Source organism: Dankookia sp. P2 (genome assembly GCF_050632255.1).
Taxonomy (GTDB): Bacteria; Pseudomonadota; Alphaproteobacteria; order Acetobacterales; family Acetobacteraceae; genus Paracraurococcus.
Genome location: NZ_CP192581.1, coordinates 2227563 through 2244242, shown reverse-complemented (window position 1 = coordinate 2244242; position 16680 = coordinate 2227563). Strand labels below are relative to the sequence as shown.

The following is a 16680-nucleotide window of genomic DNA, read 5'->3' as shown; positions in this document are numbered from 1 at the left end:
GCTCGCTCCTGGGGTCGCCGCTGGCCCGGGGCTTGCTGATTCCGCGGCGAAGCCCGACGCTCCTGGGGAAAGGTACATCGCATGCGCCGTCTGCTGCAGCTTTTCGGGGCAGTCCTCTGCCTCGCCCTCGGGCAGCCCGGCCCGGCCGCCGCCGCGGATCCCTGGCCGGCCAAGCCCATCCGCATCGTCGTGGTCTTCCCGCCCGGCGGGGCCTCCGACATCGCCGCCCGCGTGCTGGCCGAGGCGCTTGGCCCGAAGCTCGGCCAGCGGGTGGTGGTGGACAACAAGCCGGGCGCCGGCGGGACGCTGGCCGCCCTGCATGTCGCGCAGCAGCCAGCCGACGGCTACACCCTGATGCTGAGCAACACGGCGCCGATCGTCACTTCCCCGCCGCTCTATTCGAAGCCGGGCTACGACCCGCAGGCCTCCTTCACCCATATCGCCTATATCGGTGCGACGCCGATGGTGGTGGTGACCAACCTCTCGGTCCCGGCGACCGATCTCAAGGGGCTGATGGCCTGGCTGCGCGCCCAGCCGCAGCCGATGACCTACGGCACCTCCGGCGCCGGCTCGGTCGGCCATGTGGTCGGCACCATGTTCACGCAGCAGACCGGCATCCCGCTGAACCATGCGCCCTATCGCGGCAGCCAGCCGATGCAGGCGGACCTGCTCGGCGGGTCGATCCTGCTCTCCTTCGACACGCTGCCGGAGAATGTCGAGAACATCCGCGCCGGGCGGCTGCGCGCCTATGCCGTCACCGCCCCGGCGCGGGCGGCCAGCGTGCCGCAGGTGCCGACGGTGGCCGAGGCCGGGCTGCCCGGGCTGCTGGCGCAGAACTGGCTCGGCCTCTCGGCCCCCGCCGTCCTGCCGGCGCCGATCGTCGAGCGGCTGCATGCCGAGGTTGCGGCGGCGATGCAGACCCAGGCCGTGCAGGACCGGATGGCCAGCGTCGGCATCGTCCCCGGAAGCATGACCCAGCCGGAGATTCACCCGCTTCGTCGGCGAGCAGATCGACAGCGTCGGCGGCATGGTGAAGGCCATGGGCATCAGGAATGACTGACGGGAATGCGGGATGAATGACGAGGCCTTTCTCCGCCGCGCCATCGCGCTTTCGGCCGAGGCCGCGGCGACGCCGGGCAGCGAGCCCTTCGGCGCCGTGGTGGTGAAGGACGGCAAGGTGGTGGGGGAGGGGTTCAATCGCTCCCGCGCCCGGCACGACCCGACCTCGCATGGCGAGACGGAGGCAATCCGCGACGCCTGCGCCAGGCTCGCCACGCTCGACCTCTCGGGCTGCGCGCTTTTCTCCTCCTGCGAGCCCTGTGCGCTCTGCGTCGCGGCGATGCAGATCGCGGGCATCGGCCGGGTCGCCTATGCCGCCTCGCTGGCCGACAGCGCCGCCGCGCTGGCCGCGGTGCCGGCCGACAAGCGCCGCGGCGGCGACGTGGCGGCGCTGCGGCGGGAGGCCGGCGCGCCGATCGGCCAGGGCCGCATCCCCGCCCGCCAGGCGCTGGTGGCGGAAGCGGTTGCGGTGCTCGAGGCCTGGGCCAGGGCGCCGGCCTGATGCCCCGCCCGCTTCACTCGCAGCCAGTGGTTGCGAGCGAGGTGGACCAGCAGGTCACTGACAACAATGGCTGGCCCGCGTCGAAGGACGCCGCCATGGGCGGCGAACTTCGGAATCGGGACACCAGGCCGGTCCCGTCATCGTCGAGCCAGCGATCCAAGCCCCGGGCGTTTCCGCCCGCGATGGTCGCGGGCCGGCTCACCCCGCAGATGCGTGCGGAACCACTCGATCGCCGGCCCGGAGGACTGCTCGAACGCCCCGACATAGGCGTCGAAATGCCCGCCCGGCAGCAGGACCAGCCGCTTCGGCTCGTAGGCGCGCTCATAGGCGCCGATCGCCAGGTCGGATACCGCGAGTTGGTCCCTCACCGCGACGATGAGCAGCAGCGGCGTCGGCGAGATCAGCCCGATATAGCTGCCCGGCTCGTAGCCGAGCCCGTATTCCAGGGTGCGTAGCGTCACCTCGTTGCGCCAGGATGGGGCGCGGCTGGCGGCGGTCTCGGTGAACCAGGCGTAGGAATCCGCTGTCGGCAGGGCGGAAGGCGCCATCGGGTCGGCATCCACAACCGCCAGCATCGCCGGCGCCTCCCCCGCCGCCCGGGCGACGCGATCGGCATGGAACTGCGCTTCGAGCCCGCCCATGAAGTCCGGCCGGACGAAGCGGCGGAAGCCCTGCGACCCGCTGATCGCCGGCACCTGGGAGACGACGCACTTCACCCGCCGGTCGATTGCCGAGACGACCAGCACATGGGCGCCGCTGTAGCTCGACCCCCAGACCCCGATGCGGGCCGCATCGGTCTGCGGCCGGCCCGCGGCGAAGGTGATCGCGTCCGAATAGTCGCGGACCTGCTGCCAGGGGTCGATCTCCTGCCGCGGTTCGCCGTCGCTGGCGCCGAAGTTCCGGTTGTCGTAGACGAGGCAGGCGAAGCCCGCCTTGGCGAAGGCCTCGGCATAGCGGTCGAGGTACATCTCCTTCACCGCGGAGAAGCCGTGCGCCATGACGATGGTGGGAAATTGTCCGGCGCTGTCCGGCAGGTAGTGCCAGCCACGCAGCGTCGTGCCGTCCGTCGTCCTGAAGGCGACATCGGTTCGCATCGCTTGTTCCTCCCCGTGGGGCTGGCCCCCTCGGCGATCCGGCGGGGCGCCCGGAGGGAACGCTAGGCCTGTAACGGAGACAGGTTCAACAAACCATTCAGGATCATCCTCGGGCGGTAGCCGCCACCCCGATGCTGCCGCGCCGCGTGCCGGGGTGGTGCCTTCCGGCCCCGTGCCGCCTATGATCCGGCGGGCAGGTCGGGCGCCGCGGCGCACCGCAACCTCAGGGAGGATACCGGCATGGAGACGCGGCAGGTGCGGACGGGGCCGGGCCTCGTCTTCGACGTCTCGGTCGCCGGCGACCCCGCCGCGCCGCTGGTCCTGCTGCTGCACGGCTTCGCCGTCTCCCGCCACCTCTACGACGCGCAGGTGCCGGCCCTGGCGGCCGCCGGCCATTTCGCCGCGGCGCCCAACCAGCGCGGCTATTCGCCCAACGCGCGGCCGGATCCGAACGACCGGGCGCAATACGACATCGAGCTGCTGATCCGGGATGCGCTGCACATCGCCGATGCACTGGGCGGGGCGGGCTGCCGCTTCCACCTGGTGGGGCATGACTGGGGCGGAAGTCTCTCCTGGGAGATCGCGGCGCATTGGCCGGACCGCTTGGCGTCGCTGACCATGCTGTCCCGCCCGCATCCCGGCGCCTTTGCCCGGGCACTGGCCGAGGACCCGGAGCAGCCCACACGCTCCCGCCACCACAAAGCCTTCCTTGAGCCCGACGCCGTGCCGAAGCTGCTGGCGGACGACGCCGCCTGGCTCCGGGTGCGGCACAGGGCGCAGGGCATCCCGCCGGGGCAGACGGAGAAGCACCTGGCCGTCCTCGGCAACGCCCCGGCGCTGGAGGCGGCGCTGGCCTGGTACCGCGCCCGCGGGACGGTGCACCGGCCGATCCCCCGCATTACGGTGCCGACGCTGTTCATCTGGGGCGATGCCGACGACACGGTGGGGCGGATGGCAGCCGAGGGCACGGCGGATTTCATCGAGGCGCCCTACCGCTTCGTCGAGCTGCCGGGGGTCGGCCACTATGCGGCGGACCAGGTGCCGGAGCGGGTGAATGCGCTGCTGCTGGATCACCTGGCGGCGCATCCGGTGTGACAGGCCGGGGAGAAGGTATTCTCCCCCGGACCCCCTCATCTATTTCTCTGAGTTTGGCGCTCGCAGCGCGGCGAGAGCCGCCTCACAAAAGGGAAGGGTGGGGCTTGGGGAGGGAATACCTTTTTCCCTCCCCAACCTTGCTTCCTCTTCAGCCCGCGAGATCTGTCCTGCAGCCGCAGCAGCAGGATCCGCCCGATCTGCCGCACCGCCTCGGCCCGCTCCTGCTCCGGCGTGTTGCCGAGTCGCGCCTCGAAGCCGGCCAGGATCTCGGCCGCGCTGCGGTCGCGCACCGCCATGATGAAGGGAATGCCGAAGCGCGTGCGATAGGCCTCGTTCAGCGCCAGGAAGCGCGCCCGCGCCGCCGCGTCCAGCGCATCCAGCCCGGCCGAGCCCTGCTCCTTCGCGCTGTCCGCGGTGACCGCGCCCCTGCTCCAGCAGCCGCCCCGCGAGGTCGGGATGGCCGTTCAGGAACTCGGTCAGCGCCGCGCCGTGCAGCCCGTGCAGCACCGCGGCGAAGGATGCATGCAGCGCCGCGGCCGAGCCGCAATCGGGGCCTAGCGCCCAGACCGCCTCGGCGAGGTCGGGCCGGTTCTCGAAGACGCTGCCGAAGCGGGCGAGGAATTCGTCCCGAGTCATGCCGCCGGCAGCCCGAAGGCGTGGGCGACGGCGGGGAAATCGGTGGCCCCGGGGTGGCGACCGGAGGCGACCGTACCATCCGCCGCGCGCACCAGCTGGCAGGCGGCCAGCCCGGCCGCGGCGGCGGCGTCCAGCTCCTCCGCCACGTCGGACAGGAACAGGATGTCGCCCGGCGGCAGGCCGAGCGCGGCGGCAATCGCCGTGTAGCTCGCCGCCTCCCGCTTCGCCCCGACCCGGGTGTCGAAGAAGCCGGCGAAGAGCGGCACCAGGTCGCCGGCCTCGGAATGGCCGAACAGGTCGCGCTGCGCCGCCACCGAGCCGGAGGAGTAGATGGCCAGCGTCACCCCCGCTGCTGCCCAGGCCCGCAGGCAGGCGGCGACATCGGGCCAGAGATGCCCCTTGAGCCGCCCGTCGGCATAGCCCTGGGCCCAGATCAGCCCCTGCAGCGCCTTCAGCGGCGTCACCTTGGCATCGGCATCCATCCAGCCGCGCAGCGTCGCCGCCTTCTCCGCGCCCGGCACCTCCGCCAGGATCGCGGCCACTGCGGGCTCCGCCCCATGTGCCGCGAGGAAGCCGTCCAGCGCCTCGGCGGCGAAGGGAAACAGCCGGTCCTTGACGAAGGCGATGCTGGTGGTGGTGCCCTCTATATCCAGCAGGACCGCCTTGGGCCTCATGGAAGGCGCGGCCGATTCACGGTTCCGCTCCTCGCTGCGCTGCGGTGCTCACTGATCGGACCCGCTCATGCCGCGACCGGGAAGCGCGTCGCCATGTCGGTGCCGGTGAAATGCGCCACCCAGCCGGACTGGTCGGTGAAGACCCGCAGCGCGGTGAAATGCGGCCGCTCGCCGGCATCGAACCAGTGCTTGGTATTGGCCGGCACGCTGATCAGGTCGCCCTGCACGCAATGCGCGTCCCAGACCTTGCCGTCGACATGCATGACGAAGTCGCCGGCGCCGCGGACGAAGAAGCGGACCTCGTCCTCGGTGTGGATGTGCTCCTGCAGGAACTTCTCCCGCATCGCCGCGGCCTGCGGATGGTCGGGCGTCAGGCTGACCACGTCGGCGCTGCCCGCGCCGGTCTCGCCCATCAGCTTGTCGAGGTACGGGCGATAGGCCGCCAGCACCTGCTCGTTGGTCGCGTCCTCGGGGACGGCGACGCCCTCCCAACGCTCGAAGCGGACGCCGATCCTGCCGAGCGCGCCGGCGATCTCCGCGGCATCCTCGGTGGTCAGCACGGGGCGGCCGGTCTCGGCCTCCCATACGGTCAGTCGGCTCATCTCAGGCGGCCCTCCTTGTTTCCAATCCGCAGGCGAGCATGAATTCCAGCGCCTCGAGGCGCAGCAGCGCCTCCGGCATGTCGGCGCCCCAGACATAGACGCCGTGGCCGCGGATCAGGTAGCCCGGCGGCACCTCGGCCAGCGCATCCCAACGGGATTCGACCGCGCGCTGCAAGCGGGGAATGTCCTGGTCGTTGTCGAAGACCGGCACCGCGATCGCCGCGTCATGCGTCGGCAGGCCGGGGAAGGCCTTCAGCAGCTCGTAGCCGGCCAGGGTGATGGCCTCCCCGCCCGCGCGGGACAATACGGTGACCGGCACGGAATGGCCGTGCAGCACGGCGCCGGCGGCAGGGAAGCGGCGGTAGATGCCGCAATGCAGCCCGGTCTCGGCCGAGGGCCGGTCGCCGGTGCGCAGCGGCCTGCCGTCCAGCCCCACCCGGATCACCCCCTCGGCGTCGAGGAAGCCCTTGTGCCCGCCGGAGCGGGTAATCGCCACCGTGCCGTCGGCCAGGCGGACGGAGAGGTTGCCGGCGGTCGCCGGCACCCAACCGAAGCGGTCCATGCGGCGGCCGGCGGCGATGATCGCGGCGGTCGCAGCGGGGAAGGCCTGATCGGACATCCTGCCATCCGGAACGCAAGGCAGGCGCTTCCCGTGGGGGAAGCGCCCTGGCCTTGCTGGTGGGTTGGGAACGCAGCCGGCGCGGCGGGCGGTCGCCCGGCCGCGCGGGCCCGCGGCGTCAGGCCGCCGGGCGGCTCGTCGTCGTGGTGGCGGCGGGCTCGGCCTGCGCCGCGGGGCCGCCGATGCTGCCGGTCGGCTTGGTCGCGGCCGGCGGCGCGGTCTCGGCCAGCGAGGCGTCGGGCTCGTCCTCCTTCATGTTCTTCTTGAAGGATTTGATGCCGGTGGCGAGGTCACCCATGAGGTTGCTGATCTTGCCGCTGCCGAACAGCAGCAGCACGACCAGCAGCACGATGAGCCAATGCCAGATGCTGAAGGAACCCATGTGACGCCCCGATAACCTTGCCTATTGTCGCACCCCGCGCCGCCCGGTCCGGTACCCCCGGTTCGGCGGCGAGAAGCGGCCACGCCCTGCCCCGGCCAGCGATCGCGGCCTTGCCGCGTGCGACCGGGGCCCTGCTTGGCTCCCGCGCGGACACTAGTGCGCCACCCCGGGCGGCGCAAACCTGCAGATGGCCCGGCCCGGGCAGCGGCGCAACGGGTTGAAACCGGATTCGGCCGGGCCCACCTCGTCGCCCGTCCGGGCCCCTCTGGCGGCGCCGCGTCTCCTGCCGGGGGCGCCTGCCGCGATGTCGGATGCGCGCAACGCCGCGCGTCCGGGGCCGTGGCTGCCGATCCGCATGCCGCCTCCCGCCGCGCCGGAGGGAGGACCATGCGATGGAACCCGGCCTGTGGTTCTGGATCACCTTCAACGCCGCCGTGCTCGGGCTGCTGCTGCTCGACCTCGGCCTGTTCGGCCGCCGGGACGCCAATGGCGACCCGGCCCCGGTGCCGGTGCGCACCGCCCTGCTGAAATCCGCCGGCTATGCGCTGCTCGCGCTTGGCTTCTTCGCCTTCCTCTGGACCTCCTACGGGCCGGAGGCGGGGCGGCAGGCGCGGGCGCTGGAATTCCTGACCGGCTACGTGATCGAGTGGTCGCTCTCGGTCGACAACATCTTCGTCTTCGTCCTGATCTTCGCCCGCTTCGGCGTGCCGCCGGGCTATCAGCACCGCGTGCTGCTCTGGGGCATCCTCGGGGCGCTGGCGATGCGCGCGGCGATGATCCTGCTCGGCACCTCCCTGATGCGGGAATTCGACTGGATCATGGTGGTCTTTGGCCTGTTCCTGGTCTGGAGCGGCTGGAAGATGCTGCGCTCGGTCGGCGCCGAGGAGAGCGACCCGCGCGACAGCGCCGTGCTGCGCTGGCTGGAACGCCGGCTGCCGGTGACGGAGGGCTATCGCGGCCGCGCCTTTGCGGTGCGGGAAGCCGGCCGCTGGATGCTGACGCCGCTGGCCCTGGTGCTGATCATGGTCGAGCTGACCGACCTGGTCTTCGCGCTCGACAGCATCCCGGCGATCTTCGCGGTCACCGACGACCCCTTCATCGTCTACACCGCGAACGTCTTCGCCATCCTCGGCCTGCGGGCGATGTACTTCGCGCTCTCCGGCGTCATCCACCGCTTCCGCTACCTGAAGCACGGGCTGTCGATCGTGCTGATGATCGTCGGCGCCAAGATGCTGGCCAACTACGTGGCGGGCGGCAAGGCGGTGCCGGTGGAATACGCCCTGGCCCTGACCGGCGCAGTGATCGGCGGCTCGATCGCGCTCAGCCTCTGGAGGACCCGGGGCGAGGCGCGGCCGCCGGCGGGCTGACCGGCCCGCCCTCGCTCACCGCGGCGCGGCGAGGGCGGCGGCGAAGAAGGCCGCGAGGTCGCGCCGCGCCAGCCGCGCCCGCAACGCATCGAAACGCAGCGGGTCGAAGCCGGCATCGCCTTCCTGCCAGGCGACCGACGGCCAGAGGTCGAAGCCGTAGCCGAGCAGAATCATAGCCGTGCAGCGTCACCGCATCCCGCCCCGGCGCGCCGGTCGGGGGATAGAGCGGGCGCAGCCGCCGGGCCAGTCGCCCGCCCCGCCGCCATGCGGGATGATCAGCAGCAGCGGCGCCCCGGTGGTCGGCGCGCCGCCGAGGCGGCTCCGCCGCAGGGCCTGGCTGCCGCAGGTCGGATAGAGCGCGGCATGCGCGGCGAAGCGCGGCCCGTCCGGCGGCCAGAGCTCCGCCTGGGCGGCCAGCAGCGCCGCCTCGCCGCCTGTCCCGAAGCCGAGCACCCCGACCGGCCGCGGCGGCCCGGCGCCGGGCGAGAGCCGCCGCAGCAGCCGGAGCAGCCCCGGCAGCAGCGCGGGCGCCACCGCCGCCGTTTCGCGGGGATGCGGCCGCAGCCGGTCGCCGAGCGCCACCCCCTCGGCCGCCGGCAGCGCCACCGCGAGGACCGACAGGCCGCCGGCCAGCAGCGCCTCGGCGTGGAAGCCGGCCCTAGCATCGAGGCCGAGATGGTCGGGCAGGATCACCACCAGCGGCCGTCCGGCCGCCTCCCAGGCCGGGCGCAAGGGGCGCGGCGGCAAGGCCTCGGCCAGGACGGGCAGATCTGCCGCGGCCGCGGCGCGCGGCAGGCCCGGCAGCAGGACCAGCGTCAGCGCCAGGCCGCGCCGGGGCAGCAGGGACATGCGGGTCCGCCTCCGTCGGTCGGCAGGGACAGCGGCAGCATGGACCGGTGCGGCTAGCGGCGTGGTGAAGAGCCAGGGAGGGGGCGGCGGCTCAGCTCGATGTGACTTCTGGAGTTACGCTTCCGCCTTGATCCCCAGCCGGGCGATCAGCCCGCTCCAGCGCGCGGTCTCGGCGGCGACGAAGCGGCTGGCCTCGGCCGGGCCGCTCGCCACGACCTCAAAGCCCCCGGCCTCGAGCACGCCACGGGTCGACGGCTCGGCCAGCGCCTTCGCCGCCGCCTCCGCCAGCCGGGCCACGCGGTCCGCCGGCATGGTGGCCGGGGCGATCAGCGCGTTCCAGGCATAGCTCTCGGCACCGGGGAAGCCGGCCTCGGCCAGGGTCGGGACCTCCGGCGCCTGGCGGATGCGCTCCGCGCCGGTGACCGCCAGCGCCCGGGCCCAGCCTTCGCGCAGCTGCGGCAGGATGGCCGCGGTGGCCAGGATGATCGTCTCGATCCGCCCGGCCACCAGATCGAGCACCGCCTGCGGGAAGCCGCGATAGGGGACATGCACCATGTCCAGCCCGGCCCTCGCCATGAGGTCCGCCATCGCCAGGTGCCCGCCCGAGCCCGAGCCGACCGAGCCGAAGGACAGCTTCCCCGGATTGGCCCGGACATGCGCGACGAAGCCGGCCAGGTCGCGCGCCGGGACATCCGGGTGCACTGCCAGGACCTGCGCCGACCGCACCAGCAGGGAGGCGACGGCAAGGTCCCGCGCCGGGTCGTAGGCCAGGTCCGGGTACAGCGCCTTGGCGGTGCTGAGGGGGCCGTTGATGGTCAGCCCGACCACATGCCCATCCGTCGCCTGGGCCACCAGCCCGGTGCCGATATTGCCGCCGGCCCCGGCCCGGTTCTCCACCACGCAGGGCTGGCCGAAGGCGCGGGTGAAATGCGCCGCGATCGCCCGTCCGGTGGTGTCGGGGGTGGAGCCGGGCGGGAAGGGGACGATGAAGCGCAACGGCCGGTCCGGCCAGGCAGCCTGGGCCGTTGCCCGCCCGGCCAGCAGCAGGGCGGGGGCGGCGAGGAGGCAGCGGCGGGCGATGGTCATGGCGTAGGGTCCTGGGCGGGCGCCTGCCCCTCATGGCGGGGCGGCGCGCCCGCGGCAAGCATCCGGTGTCAGGGCTTCGCCGGCTCCGCCGCAGGCGTCTCCGGCGCCTTCTCAGCGGGCTTCTCCGCCGGTGCGGCCGCGGGCTTCTCCGCCGGGGCCGCGGCGGGCCGCTCCGGCGCGCGGGCTGGCGGCTCGGCGGCCGGCTCCCCGCCCAGGCCCGGCGGCAGCAGCACCACGGTCACGCTGCGCTCCTCCGGCACCGCCCCCTTGGCGAAGGCGGCGCGGCGCGCCTCGGCGCGGATCCGGTCGCGCTCGATCCCGAGCTTCGCCAGCGCCGCCGCGACCTCCCCGCCCGCTTGGCCGCGAGCTGGATGCCGGATTGCGCCCCACCCTCCTGCGGCCCGGCATGGCCGAGCACGCAAAGCATGCGGCCGGGCTCCCGCTTCGCCCGCTCCGCCGCGGCGGCCAGGTTCGTGCGGGCGGCCTCGCCCGGGGCCGCCTTGCCCTTGGGGAAGGGGATGGCGAAGACATCCTCCTCCAGCTGCTCGGCGCCGATGCAGGTGAAGGCGCGCGGCTGGGCCAGGGCGGTGCCGGCGGGCAGCAGCACCGCCGCCAGGAACAGGACAGGCAGCATCAGGCGGCCGCCAGCAGGCCGGCATCGCGCAGCCGGGCCAGCAGCGCGGGCGCGTCCACCGAAGGGTGCGCCGCGCGCAGCTCGGCCTCGGCCACGTCGGGCCGGGCCAGGATCCAGCCCGCCGCCTCCGCCTCGGGCGGAGCCAGGGGCAGCGTGCCGCCGGCGGTCTTCAGCACCCAGTCCGTGCCGCGCCGCACCGGCTTCGCCCCTGGCGAGATCACCTTCCAGGCCGGCGCCTCGGCATCCTCGCCCAGCGCCGCCGTGCCGAGGCCGCGCGCCGCCAGCAGGTCGTTGCCGCCGCGGGTAAAATGGTAGTCGGCGACGAAGCGTTCCAGCACTTCCATCACCTTGGGGTCGCGGCAGAACTCGGCCAGCCGCTGCCCCAACTGCCCGGCCCTTGTGGTCAGCGCGAAGCGCGCCGCCGCCGAGCCGTCCTGCCGCGGCAGCGGCTTGCGGAACTCGGCGTCGTACAGTGCCCGCTCGTGCAGGATGTTCAGCAGGTCCATCCCGAGCGGCGCATGCAGGCCGAAGGCGACATGGACGCTGGCCGGCGCCTCGGCCAGGGCATCGTGGTACCAGCCGCGCGGCAAGTAGAGCAGGTCGCCGGGCCTGAGCAGCACCTTCTCCCGCAGCCGGCCCTTGGCCTGCTCGTGCTGCGCCTGGCCGGGGGTGCGGAAGGCCGGGTTGGCGATCGGCCAGTCGGCGCGGCCCTCCCAGACATTCCAGGTCTTCTCGCCCTCGACCTGCACCGCCCAGACATCGTGCGTGTCGTAGTGCGCGGGGAAGGCCTTGTGGCTCTGCCAGGAGATGTAGACGTTGCCCTGCGCCTTGCCGAGCCCAGCAGATTCCAGCGCCTCCGAGACCGCGACCAGGCCCGGGGTCAGGCTGTCCACGTCGTTCAGCACGATGCTGGCGCCGCGCCCCACCCAGTCCCGCACCTTCGCCGCCACTGGCTGCAGCACCTGGGCGTTGTCGCGGCTGGTAGCGCGGGCGCAGTACTGCTCGGGCGGCACCGGCGTGCCGTCCAGCACCAGCTGCAGCGACTGCCCGGACCAGATATGCGTCATGTCGAGCAGCCGGTTGATCTGCCGCCAGGACAGCACATGGGCGAACTTGGCCGCGCCGCCGCGGAGATGCAGCGGCTTGCGGTCGTGGTACTCGGCGAAGAACTGCTCCGGCGACAGCGGCGCCAGCAAATCGGCGAAGGTCATGCTCATGCCCGGAACCTAGCCGATCCGGCCGCCGCAGGTCATGCCCCAAGCGCTTCGGGCGGGCCGGTCCCGCCGGACGTCGCGGACCGATGCCCCGGTGCCACGCCGCGCGGAGCCGCCCGGCAGGCGCCGGACGGCTCGCCTCGGGTCAGGCCGGCCGCCGGATGCCCGCACCGGGGCCGGCCGCCCCCGCTCAACGCATGCCGATCGGGTGGTCGACCTTGTGGATCACGCCGTTGTCGGCGCGAATATCGCCCTGTACCACTTTGATATGGTTGTTGATCATGCCGGAGCCCATGCCGGTCGCCTCGACCTCGATGGTCGAGCCGGCGAGGGTCTTGGCGGACGCCGTGGTGTGCTCCGTGCCGAAGATGGCGGTCCGCTCTCCCGGCAGCACATGGCCGAGGACGAAGGCGCGCAGGCGTTCCTGGTTGCCCTCCAGCCCGCGCAGTTGCGATGGCCCGACCATGTCAAACGCCCCGTTGGTCGGAGCGAGCACCGTGACCTTCTGCGTTCCGGAGAACTGGCTGGCGACGCCGGCCTTGTCGATCATGCCGACAAAGGTGCTGAGATTGGGATCGGCCCGCATCCGGTCCAGCAGATTGGCCGCTTGCGCAGCAGTGGCGAAGACGAGGCCGAGCATGCTCAAAACCAAGAGTTTGACTGGCCGCATCGTTATTCCCTCCGTTATTGGATAACCTTTGCAGGTTAGCCCCTCGGACGGTTCGGGCTGCGGGCAGATTGTATCAGGAATCGGCAGAATACGGTAAGTCGGAATGCGGTGGGTCCGGGCACCTTGCGGCACCGGCATGGCCCTCAGGCGTGAAGCGCGACGATGCCAGGGCGCGCCTCCGCGGAGCCGAGGAATCTGCGAAGAGCCGACCGAGCAACTCAAGCGTGGCGCGCGACAGGACTTCTCGCTCATCCGGCCGGTTGGCGAAGCGCTGCGGCGTGGCGGTCGCCGCTTCCCGCAGCAAGGCCAGATCCCGCTTGCCGACCCGGCCCGGCGCCTGGCCCAGCGCCAGCAGGGCAGAGCGCGCTGCCTCGCGCGCCGCGGCGAGCGCCAAGCTTAGCGCCTGCTGGTCGAGGGCGATGCGCATACCCTCGATCCCCTCGGCGATCCGGTCCTGCAGGCTGTCCTGGTAGGCGAAGCGGCGATCCATGCGATGCCATCCCGTCCGGCATCCCATGGCCTACGCCCGGCGCGGCGTGCTGACTGTCCGGTTCCGCACGCCCGGCCGTGGCGGGCCGGATCAGCCCGCCTTGCCGAGCAGCCGGCCGTATTCGCGCCGGACGATGGGGTAGCAGTCGCAGGCTCCGGCCTCGAGCCCGTCGCGGTCGGTAATGGTCATCCGGCCCCGCTCGTAGCGGATCAGCCCGGCCCGCTGCAGCGCGCCGGCGGCCACCGTCACCCCGGCGCGGCGGACGCCGAGCATCAGCGACAGGAATTCATGGGTCATTGGGAAGCTGTCGCCGACCGACCGGTCGTGCGCCATCAGCATCCAGCGCGCCAGACGCTGCTCGATATGATGCCGGCCATTGCAGGCCGCGGTCTGCGAAACCTGCGCAGTGAAGGCGAGGGCGTAGCGCAGCAGCAGGGTCCGCAGCGCGGGGCTGTGCTCCAGCGCCTCCTGGAAAGCATCGGCCGGCAGCCGCAGCCCGGTGCCTTCCGACTGCACCATCGCCTCGAAGGGGCTGCGATCGGCGCCGAGCAGCAGGGGCAGGCCGACCAAGCCCTCGCAGCCGACCAGCCCGACCTCGGCGGCATCGCCGTTCTCGAGCGTCGCCAGCATCGAGATCCAGCCGGATTCGGGGAAATGCACGGCGTCGAGCGGCTCCTCCGGCGCATGCAGGACCTTGCGGGCGCCCAACTCGACCCGTTCCAGTCGCGGCCGGAGCCATTCGAGGTCGGCCGGGGGAGTGCCGCCAGCAGGCGGTTGCAGGGGCAAGACCCGGATTCTGGCGCTAAAGGACATTCTGGGCCGCTCCTGCGAGGGATCCTGGCGGGAGCGCGCGTCTCTCTCAGCCGCCCGCACCGGGAAGAGTGTCGGGCGGTGGCCAGATATGGGGTGCTGCTGGACCCAATGATGGGCGGGAACCAACCGAGCACGCCGACTTGATGCCCGCAGCACACTTGCCGGGCCAGGATCTGCCACACGGTACGCAGGCGTATGCACCCTGGCGCTGGTCCGGGCGTTGCCCCGACACCCTCTGGTTGCTCTCACGGCGCCATGCTGGGTGGGGGAATGGGCCGATGCGCATCCTGGTCGTTGAGGACGAGGCACTGATCGCGCTGGTCCTGGTGGAGATCCTGGCGGAGGACGGGCATGAGGTCCTCGGCCCTGCCGCGACGGCGGAGCAGGCCCTGGCGCTCTGCGAGGACGCCCCGCCGCAGCTGGCGCTGCTCGACATCACGCTGCAGGGCGGCGGCAGCGGGGTGGAGGTGGCGCGGGCGCTGCACCGGCGCTGGGGCGTGCCGACGATCTTCGCCAGCAGCCAGATCTGCGAGGCGCGGCGGGCGCGCGACGTCGCGCTCGGCTGCATCCAGAAGCCCTATGCCGTCGAGACCGTGCTGCGCAGCATCGACGCGGCGCGGGCGGTGATGGGCGGCGACCGGCCGGCCAGCCCGCCCCGGGGCTTCGAGATGTATGCCGCGACCGGATAAGGCCGGCGGCGCGCACGGCCGCAACGGTCGCGGTGCCACCGGGTTGTTCCCGGGCCGCACCCTCCCGACCTAGGGCGGTGCGAGGCCGAGGAGACGCCAGCCATGCCGGACTCAACCATGCCGCCGGGTGACCCGAAGGGCGACACGGTTCGCCAGGAGCTGCTCCGCACCGCGGCGGAGGCGCTGGCCCGGCTGGCGCCCGACCTGCCGCCGGCGGCGCTCCGGCTGCTGCACCGGCTGCATGAGGGGGTGCCGACCGCCGAGCTGGCGACCATCCCGGCCGAGGCGGTGGCGGGCGCCGCGGCGAGCCTCTTTGCCTTGGCCGAGACGCGGCCGCCCGGCCAGGCCCGGGTCCGCGTGCTGCCGCCGGGCCCCGGCCCCGGCCAGGCCGGCGGGCCACATGCGGTGGCCGAGCTGGTGACCGACGACATGCCCTTCCTGGTCGACAGCGCGCTTGGCGCGCTGGCCCGGCAGGGGCGGGTGGTGAAGCAGCTGCTGCATCCGGTCGTCCCGGTGCGGCGCGACCCGGCGGGGCGGCTGCTGGCGCTGGACGAGGCGGGTGGCGCGCCCGAGAGCATGATGCGGATCACCCTCGGCGCGCAGCCGGCGGCGATGTTGCCGGGCCAGGCCCGCACCGCGCCGGACGACTGGGCCGGGCTGCAGGCGGCGCTGCAGAAGGCGCTGGCCGATGTCCGCCTGGCGGTGGGCGACTTCGAGCCGATGGCCGCGGCGCTGCGCCGGGCGGAGGAGGAGCTGGCGGCGGCCCCGGCGGGCAGCGAGCCGGGCGGCATCGCCTTCCTGCGCTGGATGGCCGAGGACAATTTCGTGCTGCTCGGCCACCGGCGGCTGGCGTTGACCCCGGCGGGAGAGGTCTCGATCGTCGCGGCGGAGAATCTCGGCCTGCTGCGCGACCCCGCCCTGCCAGTTTTTGACGTGCTGCGCGACCCGGCGCGGCTGCCGGTGGCAATGCGCGCGGCGCTGGCCGAGCCCACGCCGGTGACGGTCGCCAAGGCCAATATGCGCAGCACGGTGCACCGGCCGCAGCATGCCGACGTGGTGGCGACGCGGATCTACGGCCCGGACGGGCGCGTGGTGGGCGGGCGGCTCTTCCTCGGCCTCTTCGCCGCCGCCGCCTACAATCGCAACCCGCGCAGCATCCCGATGCTGGCGGAGAAGGTCGGCCGCATCCTGACCGCGGCCGGGCTGGACCCGGAAGGGCATGACGGCCGCGCGCTGCGCAACATCCTCGACACCTGGCCGCGGGACGAGCTGTTCCAGGCGCCGGAGGCGGCGGTCCTCGACGGCGCGCGGCGGGCGCTCGACCTGCAGGTCCGGCCGCGGCCGGCACTGGTGCTGCGGCCGGATCCCTTCGGGCGTTTCGTCTCGGCCATCGTCTGGCTGCCGCGCGACACCTTCGACACGCGGCTGCGGGAGCGGGTGGGGGCGATGCTGGCGCGCGCCTTCGACGGTCGGCTGAGCGCCTTCACCATAGCCATGGGCGACTCGCCGCTGGCCCGCATCCACTACATCCTCGGCACCGAGCCGGGCCGGGTGCCGCCGGTGGACGGCGCGGCGCTGGAGGCGGCGATCGCCCAGGCCGCCCGCAGCTTCCCGGACCGCCTGGCCGAGGCACTGGCCGCCGAGCGCGGCGAGGGCGGCGCCGCGGCGGCGCTGGCCCGCTGGCGCGACGGCTTCCCCGCCGCCTACCGGGAGGGCGCCACTGGCGCGCAGGGCGTCGCCGACCTGGCGCTGGCGGAACGCGCCCTGTCGGAAGGCCGGCCCGCCGCCGCGCTGGACCGGCCGCCGGGGGCCGCCGGGCTGGTGCTGCGGCTGGCGAGCCCGGGCGGGCCGCTGCCGCTGGCCGATGCGCTGCCGCTGTTCGAAAGCCTCGACCTGCGGGCGATCGAGGAGGTGCCGCACCGGCTGACCGCGACCGATGGCGCGCAGGTGGTGCTGCATGTCTTCACCCTGGCGCCCGCCGCGCCGGTCGAGCCGGCCCGCTTCCCGGCGCTGCTGGCCGCGCTCGGCGCGCTGCTGGACGGAAGGGCCGAGGCGGACGGGTTCAACCGCCTGGTGCTGCGCGCCGGGCTCGACTGGCGCGAATGCTGGCTGCTGCGGGCGATGTACCGCTGGCTGAAGCAGGTCGGCTTCGGCTTCTCCCAGCCGGCGGTGGAGGCGGCGCTGGCCGCCCAGCCGCGGGCGGCG

At 73.3% G+C, this 16680-nt stretch carries 20 protein-coding genes and 2 pseudogenes; 6 read left to right on the top strand and 16 right to left on the bottom strand.

Annotated features, from left to right (window positions below; all coding sequences use genetic code 11):
- The first annotated feature begins 81 nt into the window (after positions 1–81).
- Both ACQ86J_RS13330 and ACQ86J_RS13325 read left to right on the top strand, forming a co-directional pair.
- Positions 82–1056 (top strand): Bug family tripartite tricarboxylate transporter substrate binding protein, encoded by a 975-nt coding sequence (locus tag ACQ86J_RS13330; RefSeq protein WP_431271479.1) that lies wholly within the window; start codon positions 82–84, stop codon positions 1054–1056.
- Between the two features lie 16 nt (positions 1057–1072).
- Entirely contained in the window at positions 1073–1561 is a 489-nt protein-coding gene (locus tag ACQ86J_RS13325; RefSeq protein ID WP_431271478.1) for a deaminase, read from the top strand.
- Positions 1562–1698: 137 nt separating this feature from the next.
- Here the strand turns inward: ACQ86J_RS13325 and ACQ86J_RS13320 are convergent, their stop codons facing one another.
- Positions 1699–2655, bottom strand: a complete 957-nt coding sequence (locus tag ACQ86J_RS13320) for an alpha/beta hydrolase (RefSeq protein WP_431271477.1) — start codon at positions 2653–2655, stop codon at positions 1699–1701.
- A 240-nt stretch (positions 2656–2895) separates the two neighbouring features.
- Here ACQ86J_RS13320 and ACQ86J_RS13315 point away from each other — a divergent pair, with 240 nt between their 5' ends.
- Positions 2896–3750: an alpha/beta fold hydrolase gene (locus ACQ86J_RS13315; protein ID WP_431271476.1), complete on the top strand. Its 855-nt coding sequence runs from the start codon at positions 2896–2898 to the stop codon at positions 3748–3750.
- 35 nt (positions 3751–3785) lie between these two features.
- Here ACQ86J_RS13315 and ACQ86J_RS13310 read toward each other — a convergent pair whose 3' ends face one another.
- From ACQ86J_RS13310 to ACQ86J_RS13285, 6 genes and pseudogenes are all read right to left on the bottom strand, one after another.
- The gene (locus ACQ86J_RS13310) at positions 3786–4121 is read right to left on the bottom strand and encodes a 2-oxo-4-hydroxy-4-carboxy-5-ureidoimidazoline decarboxylase (protein WP_431272393.1); all 336 of its coding nucleotides are present in this window, start codon (positions 4119–4121) and stop codon (positions 3786–3788) included.
- Between the two features lie 118 nt (positions 4122–4239).
- Positions 4240–4386 (bottom strand): annotated as a pseudogene (locus ACQ86J_RS13305) (hypothetical protein); the annotation flags it as partial.
- Complete coding sequence (gene mtnC, locus ACQ86J_RS13300; RefSeq protein ID WP_431271475.1) at positions 4383–5060, bottom strand: acireductone synthase; 678 nt, start codon at positions 5058–5060, stop codon at positions 4383–4385. The pseudogene ACQ86J_RS13305 and the gene mtnC, both read right to left, overlap by 4 nt.
- 65 nt (positions 5061–5125) lie before the next feature.
- Positions 5126–5662, bottom strand: coding sequence for a 1,2-dihydroxy-3-keto-5-methylthiopentene dioxygenase (locus tag ACQ86J_RS13295; RefSeq protein WP_431271474.1), 537 nt, complete (start codon positions 5660–5662; stop codon positions 5126–5128).
- Position 5663: 1 nt separating this feature from the next.
- On the bottom strand, positions 5664–6281 hold the full coding sequence (locus ACQ86J_RS13290) for a methylthioribulose 1-phosphate dehydratase (protein ID WP_431271473.1): 618 nt from the start codon (positions 6279–6281) through the stop codon (positions 5664–5666).
- Between the two features lie 118 nt (positions 6282–6399).
- Positions 6400–6663 carry a twin-arginine translocase TatA/TatE family subunit gene (locus ACQ86J_RS13285; protein WP_431271472.1) on the bottom strand — a complete coding sequence of 88 codons (264 nt, stop codon included), beginning with the start codon at positions 6661–6663 and terminating at the stop codon, positions 6400–6402.
- Between the two features lie 392 nt (positions 6664–7055).
- Between ACQ86J_RS13285 and ACQ86J_RS13280 the strand changes: the two genes are divergently transcribed.
- A complete protein-coding gene (locus ACQ86J_RS13280) occupies positions 7056–8030 on the top strand; it encodes a TerC family protein (protein WP_431271471.1) in 975 nt (324 codons plus the stop codon).
- A 15-nt stretch (positions 8031–8045) separates the two neighbouring features.
- Here the strand turns inward: ACQ86J_RS13280 and ACQ86J_RS13275 are convergent, their stop codons facing one another.
- From ACQ86J_RS13275 to ACQ86J_RS13235, 9 genes are all read right to left on the bottom strand, one after another.
- Entirely contained in the window at positions 8046–8204 is a 159-nt protein-coding gene (locus ACQ86J_RS13275; RefSeq protein WP_431271470.1) for a hypothetical protein, read from the bottom strand.
- 12 nt (positions 8205–8216) lie between these two features.
- The gene (locus ACQ86J_RS13270) at positions 8217–8879 is read right to left on the bottom strand and encodes a hypothetical protein (protein ID WP_431271469.1); all 663 of its coding nucleotides are present in this window, start codon (positions 8877–8879) and stop codon (positions 8217–8219) included.
- Between the two features lie 114 nt (positions 8880–8993).
- A complete protein-coding gene (locus ACQ86J_RS13265; protein ID WP_431271468.1) occupies positions 8994–9965 on the bottom strand; it encodes a Bug family tripartite tricarboxylate transporter substrate binding protein in 972 nt (323 codons plus the stop codon).
- A gap of 68 nt (positions 9966–10033) precedes the next feature.
- Positions 10034–10207, bottom strand: a complete 174-nt coding sequence (locus tag ACQ86J_RS13260; RefSeq protein ID WP_431271467.1) for a hypothetical protein — start codon at positions 10205–10207, stop codon at positions 10034–10036.
- Complete coding sequence (locus ACQ86J_RS13255; RefSeq protein WP_431271466.1) at positions 10204–10599, bottom strand: hypothetical protein; 396 nt, start codon at positions 10597–10599, stop codon at positions 10204–10206. Before ACQ86J_RS13255 ends, ACQ86J_RS13260 begins: the two co-directional genes overlap by 4 nt.
- Entirely contained in the window at positions 10599–11816 is a 1218-nt protein-coding gene (locus ACQ86J_RS13250) for a cupin domain-containing protein (RefSeq protein ID WP_431271465.1), read from the bottom strand. The genes ACQ86J_RS13255 and ACQ86J_RS13250 overlap by 1 nt, the downstream gene beginning before the upstream one ends.
- A 187-nt stretch (positions 11817–12003) precedes the next feature.
- Positions 12004–12453, bottom strand: a complete 450-nt coding sequence (locus tag ACQ86J_RS13245; RefSeq protein WP_431271464.1) for a fasciclin domain-containing protein — start codon at positions 12451–12453, stop codon at positions 12004–12006.
- A gap of 103 nt (positions 12454–12556) precedes the next feature.
- On the bottom strand, positions 12557–12973 hold the full coding sequence (locus ACQ86J_RS13240) for a hypothetical protein (protein WP_431271463.1): 417 nt from the start codon (positions 12971–12973) through the stop codon (positions 12557–12559).
- Between the two features lie 90 nt (positions 12974–13063).
- Entirely contained in the window at positions 13064–13759 is a 696-nt protein-coding gene (locus ACQ86J_RS13235; RefSeq protein ID WP_431271462.1) for a Crp/Fnr family transcriptional regulator, read from the bottom strand.
- Between the two features lie 305 nt (positions 13760–14064).
- On the opposite strand from ACQ86J_RS13235, the gene ACQ86J_RS13230 reads away from it, so the two are divergent.
- On the top strand, positions 14065–14475 hold the full coding sequence (locus tag ACQ86J_RS13230; protein WP_431271461.1) for a response regulator: 411 nt from the start codon (positions 14065–14067) through the stop codon (positions 14473–14475).
- 102 nt (positions 14476–14577) lie between these two features.
- A pseudogene (locus ACQ86J_RS13225) lies at positions 14578–16659 on the top strand (NAD-glutamate dehydrogenase); the annotation flags it as partial.
- Positions 16660–16680 lie beyond the last annotated feature (21 nt).

What these genes read in the sequence shown, in the direction of transcription:
- ACQ86J_RS13275 (WP_431271470.1), bottom strand. Translation starts at nt 8,204, where the DNA reads ATGATTCTGCTCGGCTACGGCTTCGACCTCTGGCCGTCGGTCGCCTGG.
- ACQ86J_RS13240 (WP_431271463.1), bottom strand. Translation starts at nt 12,973, where the DNA reads ATGGATCGCCGCTTCGCCTACCAGGACAGCCTGCAGGACCGGATCGCC.
- ACQ86J_RS13285 (WP_431271472.1), bottom strand. Translation starts at nt 6,663, where the DNA reads ATGGGTTCCTTCAGCATCTGGCATTGGCTCATCGTGCTGCTGGTCGTG.
- ACQ86J_RS13325 (WP_431271478.1), top strand. Translation starts at nt 1,073, where the DNA reads ATGAATGACGAGGCCTTTCTCCGCCGCGCCATCGCGCTTTCGGCCGAG.
- ACQ86J_RS13270 (WP_431271469.1), bottom strand. Translation starts at nt 8,879, where the DNA reads ATGTCCCTGCTGCCCCGGCGCGGCCTGGCGCTGACGCTGGTCCTGCTG.
- ACQ86J_RS13315 (WP_431271476.1), top strand. Translation starts at nt 2,896, where the DNA reads ATGGAGACGCGGCAGGTGCGGACGGGGCCGGGCCTCGTCTTCGACGTC.
- ACQ86J_RS13320 (WP_431271477.1), bottom strand. Translation starts at nt 2,655, where the DNA reads ATGCGAACCGATGTCGCCTTCAGGACGACGGACGGCACGACGCTGCGT.
- mtnC (WP_431271475.1), bottom strand. Translation starts at nt 5,060, where the DNA reads ATGAGGCCCAAGGCGGTCCTGCTGGATATAGAGGGCACCACCACCAGC.
- ACQ86J_RS13245 (WP_431271464.1), bottom strand. Translation starts at nt 12,453, where the DNA reads ATGCTCGGCCTCGTCTTCGCCACTGCTGCGCAAGCGGCCAATCTGCTG.
- ACQ86J_RS13250 (WP_431271465.1), bottom strand. Translation starts at nt 11,816, where the DNA reads ATGAGCATGACCTTCGCCGATTTGCTGGCGCCGCTGTCGCCGGAGCAG.
- ACQ86J_RS13290 (WP_431271473.1), bottom strand. Translation starts at nt 6,281, where the DNA reads ATGTCCGATCAGGCCTTCCCCGCTGCGACCGCCGCGATCATCGCCGCC.
- ACQ86J_RS13330 (WP_431271479.1), top strand. Translation starts at nt 82, where the DNA reads ATGCGCCGTCTGCTGCAGCTTTTCGGGGCAGTCCTCTGCCTCGCCCTC.
- ACQ86J_RS13265 (WP_431271468.1), bottom strand. Translation starts at nt 9,965, where the DNA reads ATGACCATCGCCCGCCGCTGCCTCCTCGCCGCCCCCGCCCTGCTGCTG.
- ACQ86J_RS13295 (WP_431271474.1), bottom strand. Translation starts at nt 5,662, where the DNA reads ATGAGCCGACTGACCGTATGGGAGGCCGAGACCGGCCGCCCCGTGCTG.
- ACQ86J_RS13255 (WP_431271466.1), bottom strand. Translation starts at nt 10,599, where the DNA reads ATGCTGCCTGTCCTGTTCCTGGCGGCGGTGCTGCTGCCCGCCGGCACC.
- ACQ86J_RS13280 (WP_431271471.1), top strand. Translation starts at nt 7,056, where the DNA reads ATGGAACCCGGCCTGTGGTTCTGGATCACCTTCAACGCCGCCGTGCTC.
- ACQ86J_RS13230 (WP_431271461.1), top strand. Translation starts at nt 14,065, where the DNA reads ATGCGCATCCTGGTCGTTGAGGACGAGGCACTGATCGCGCTGGTCCTG.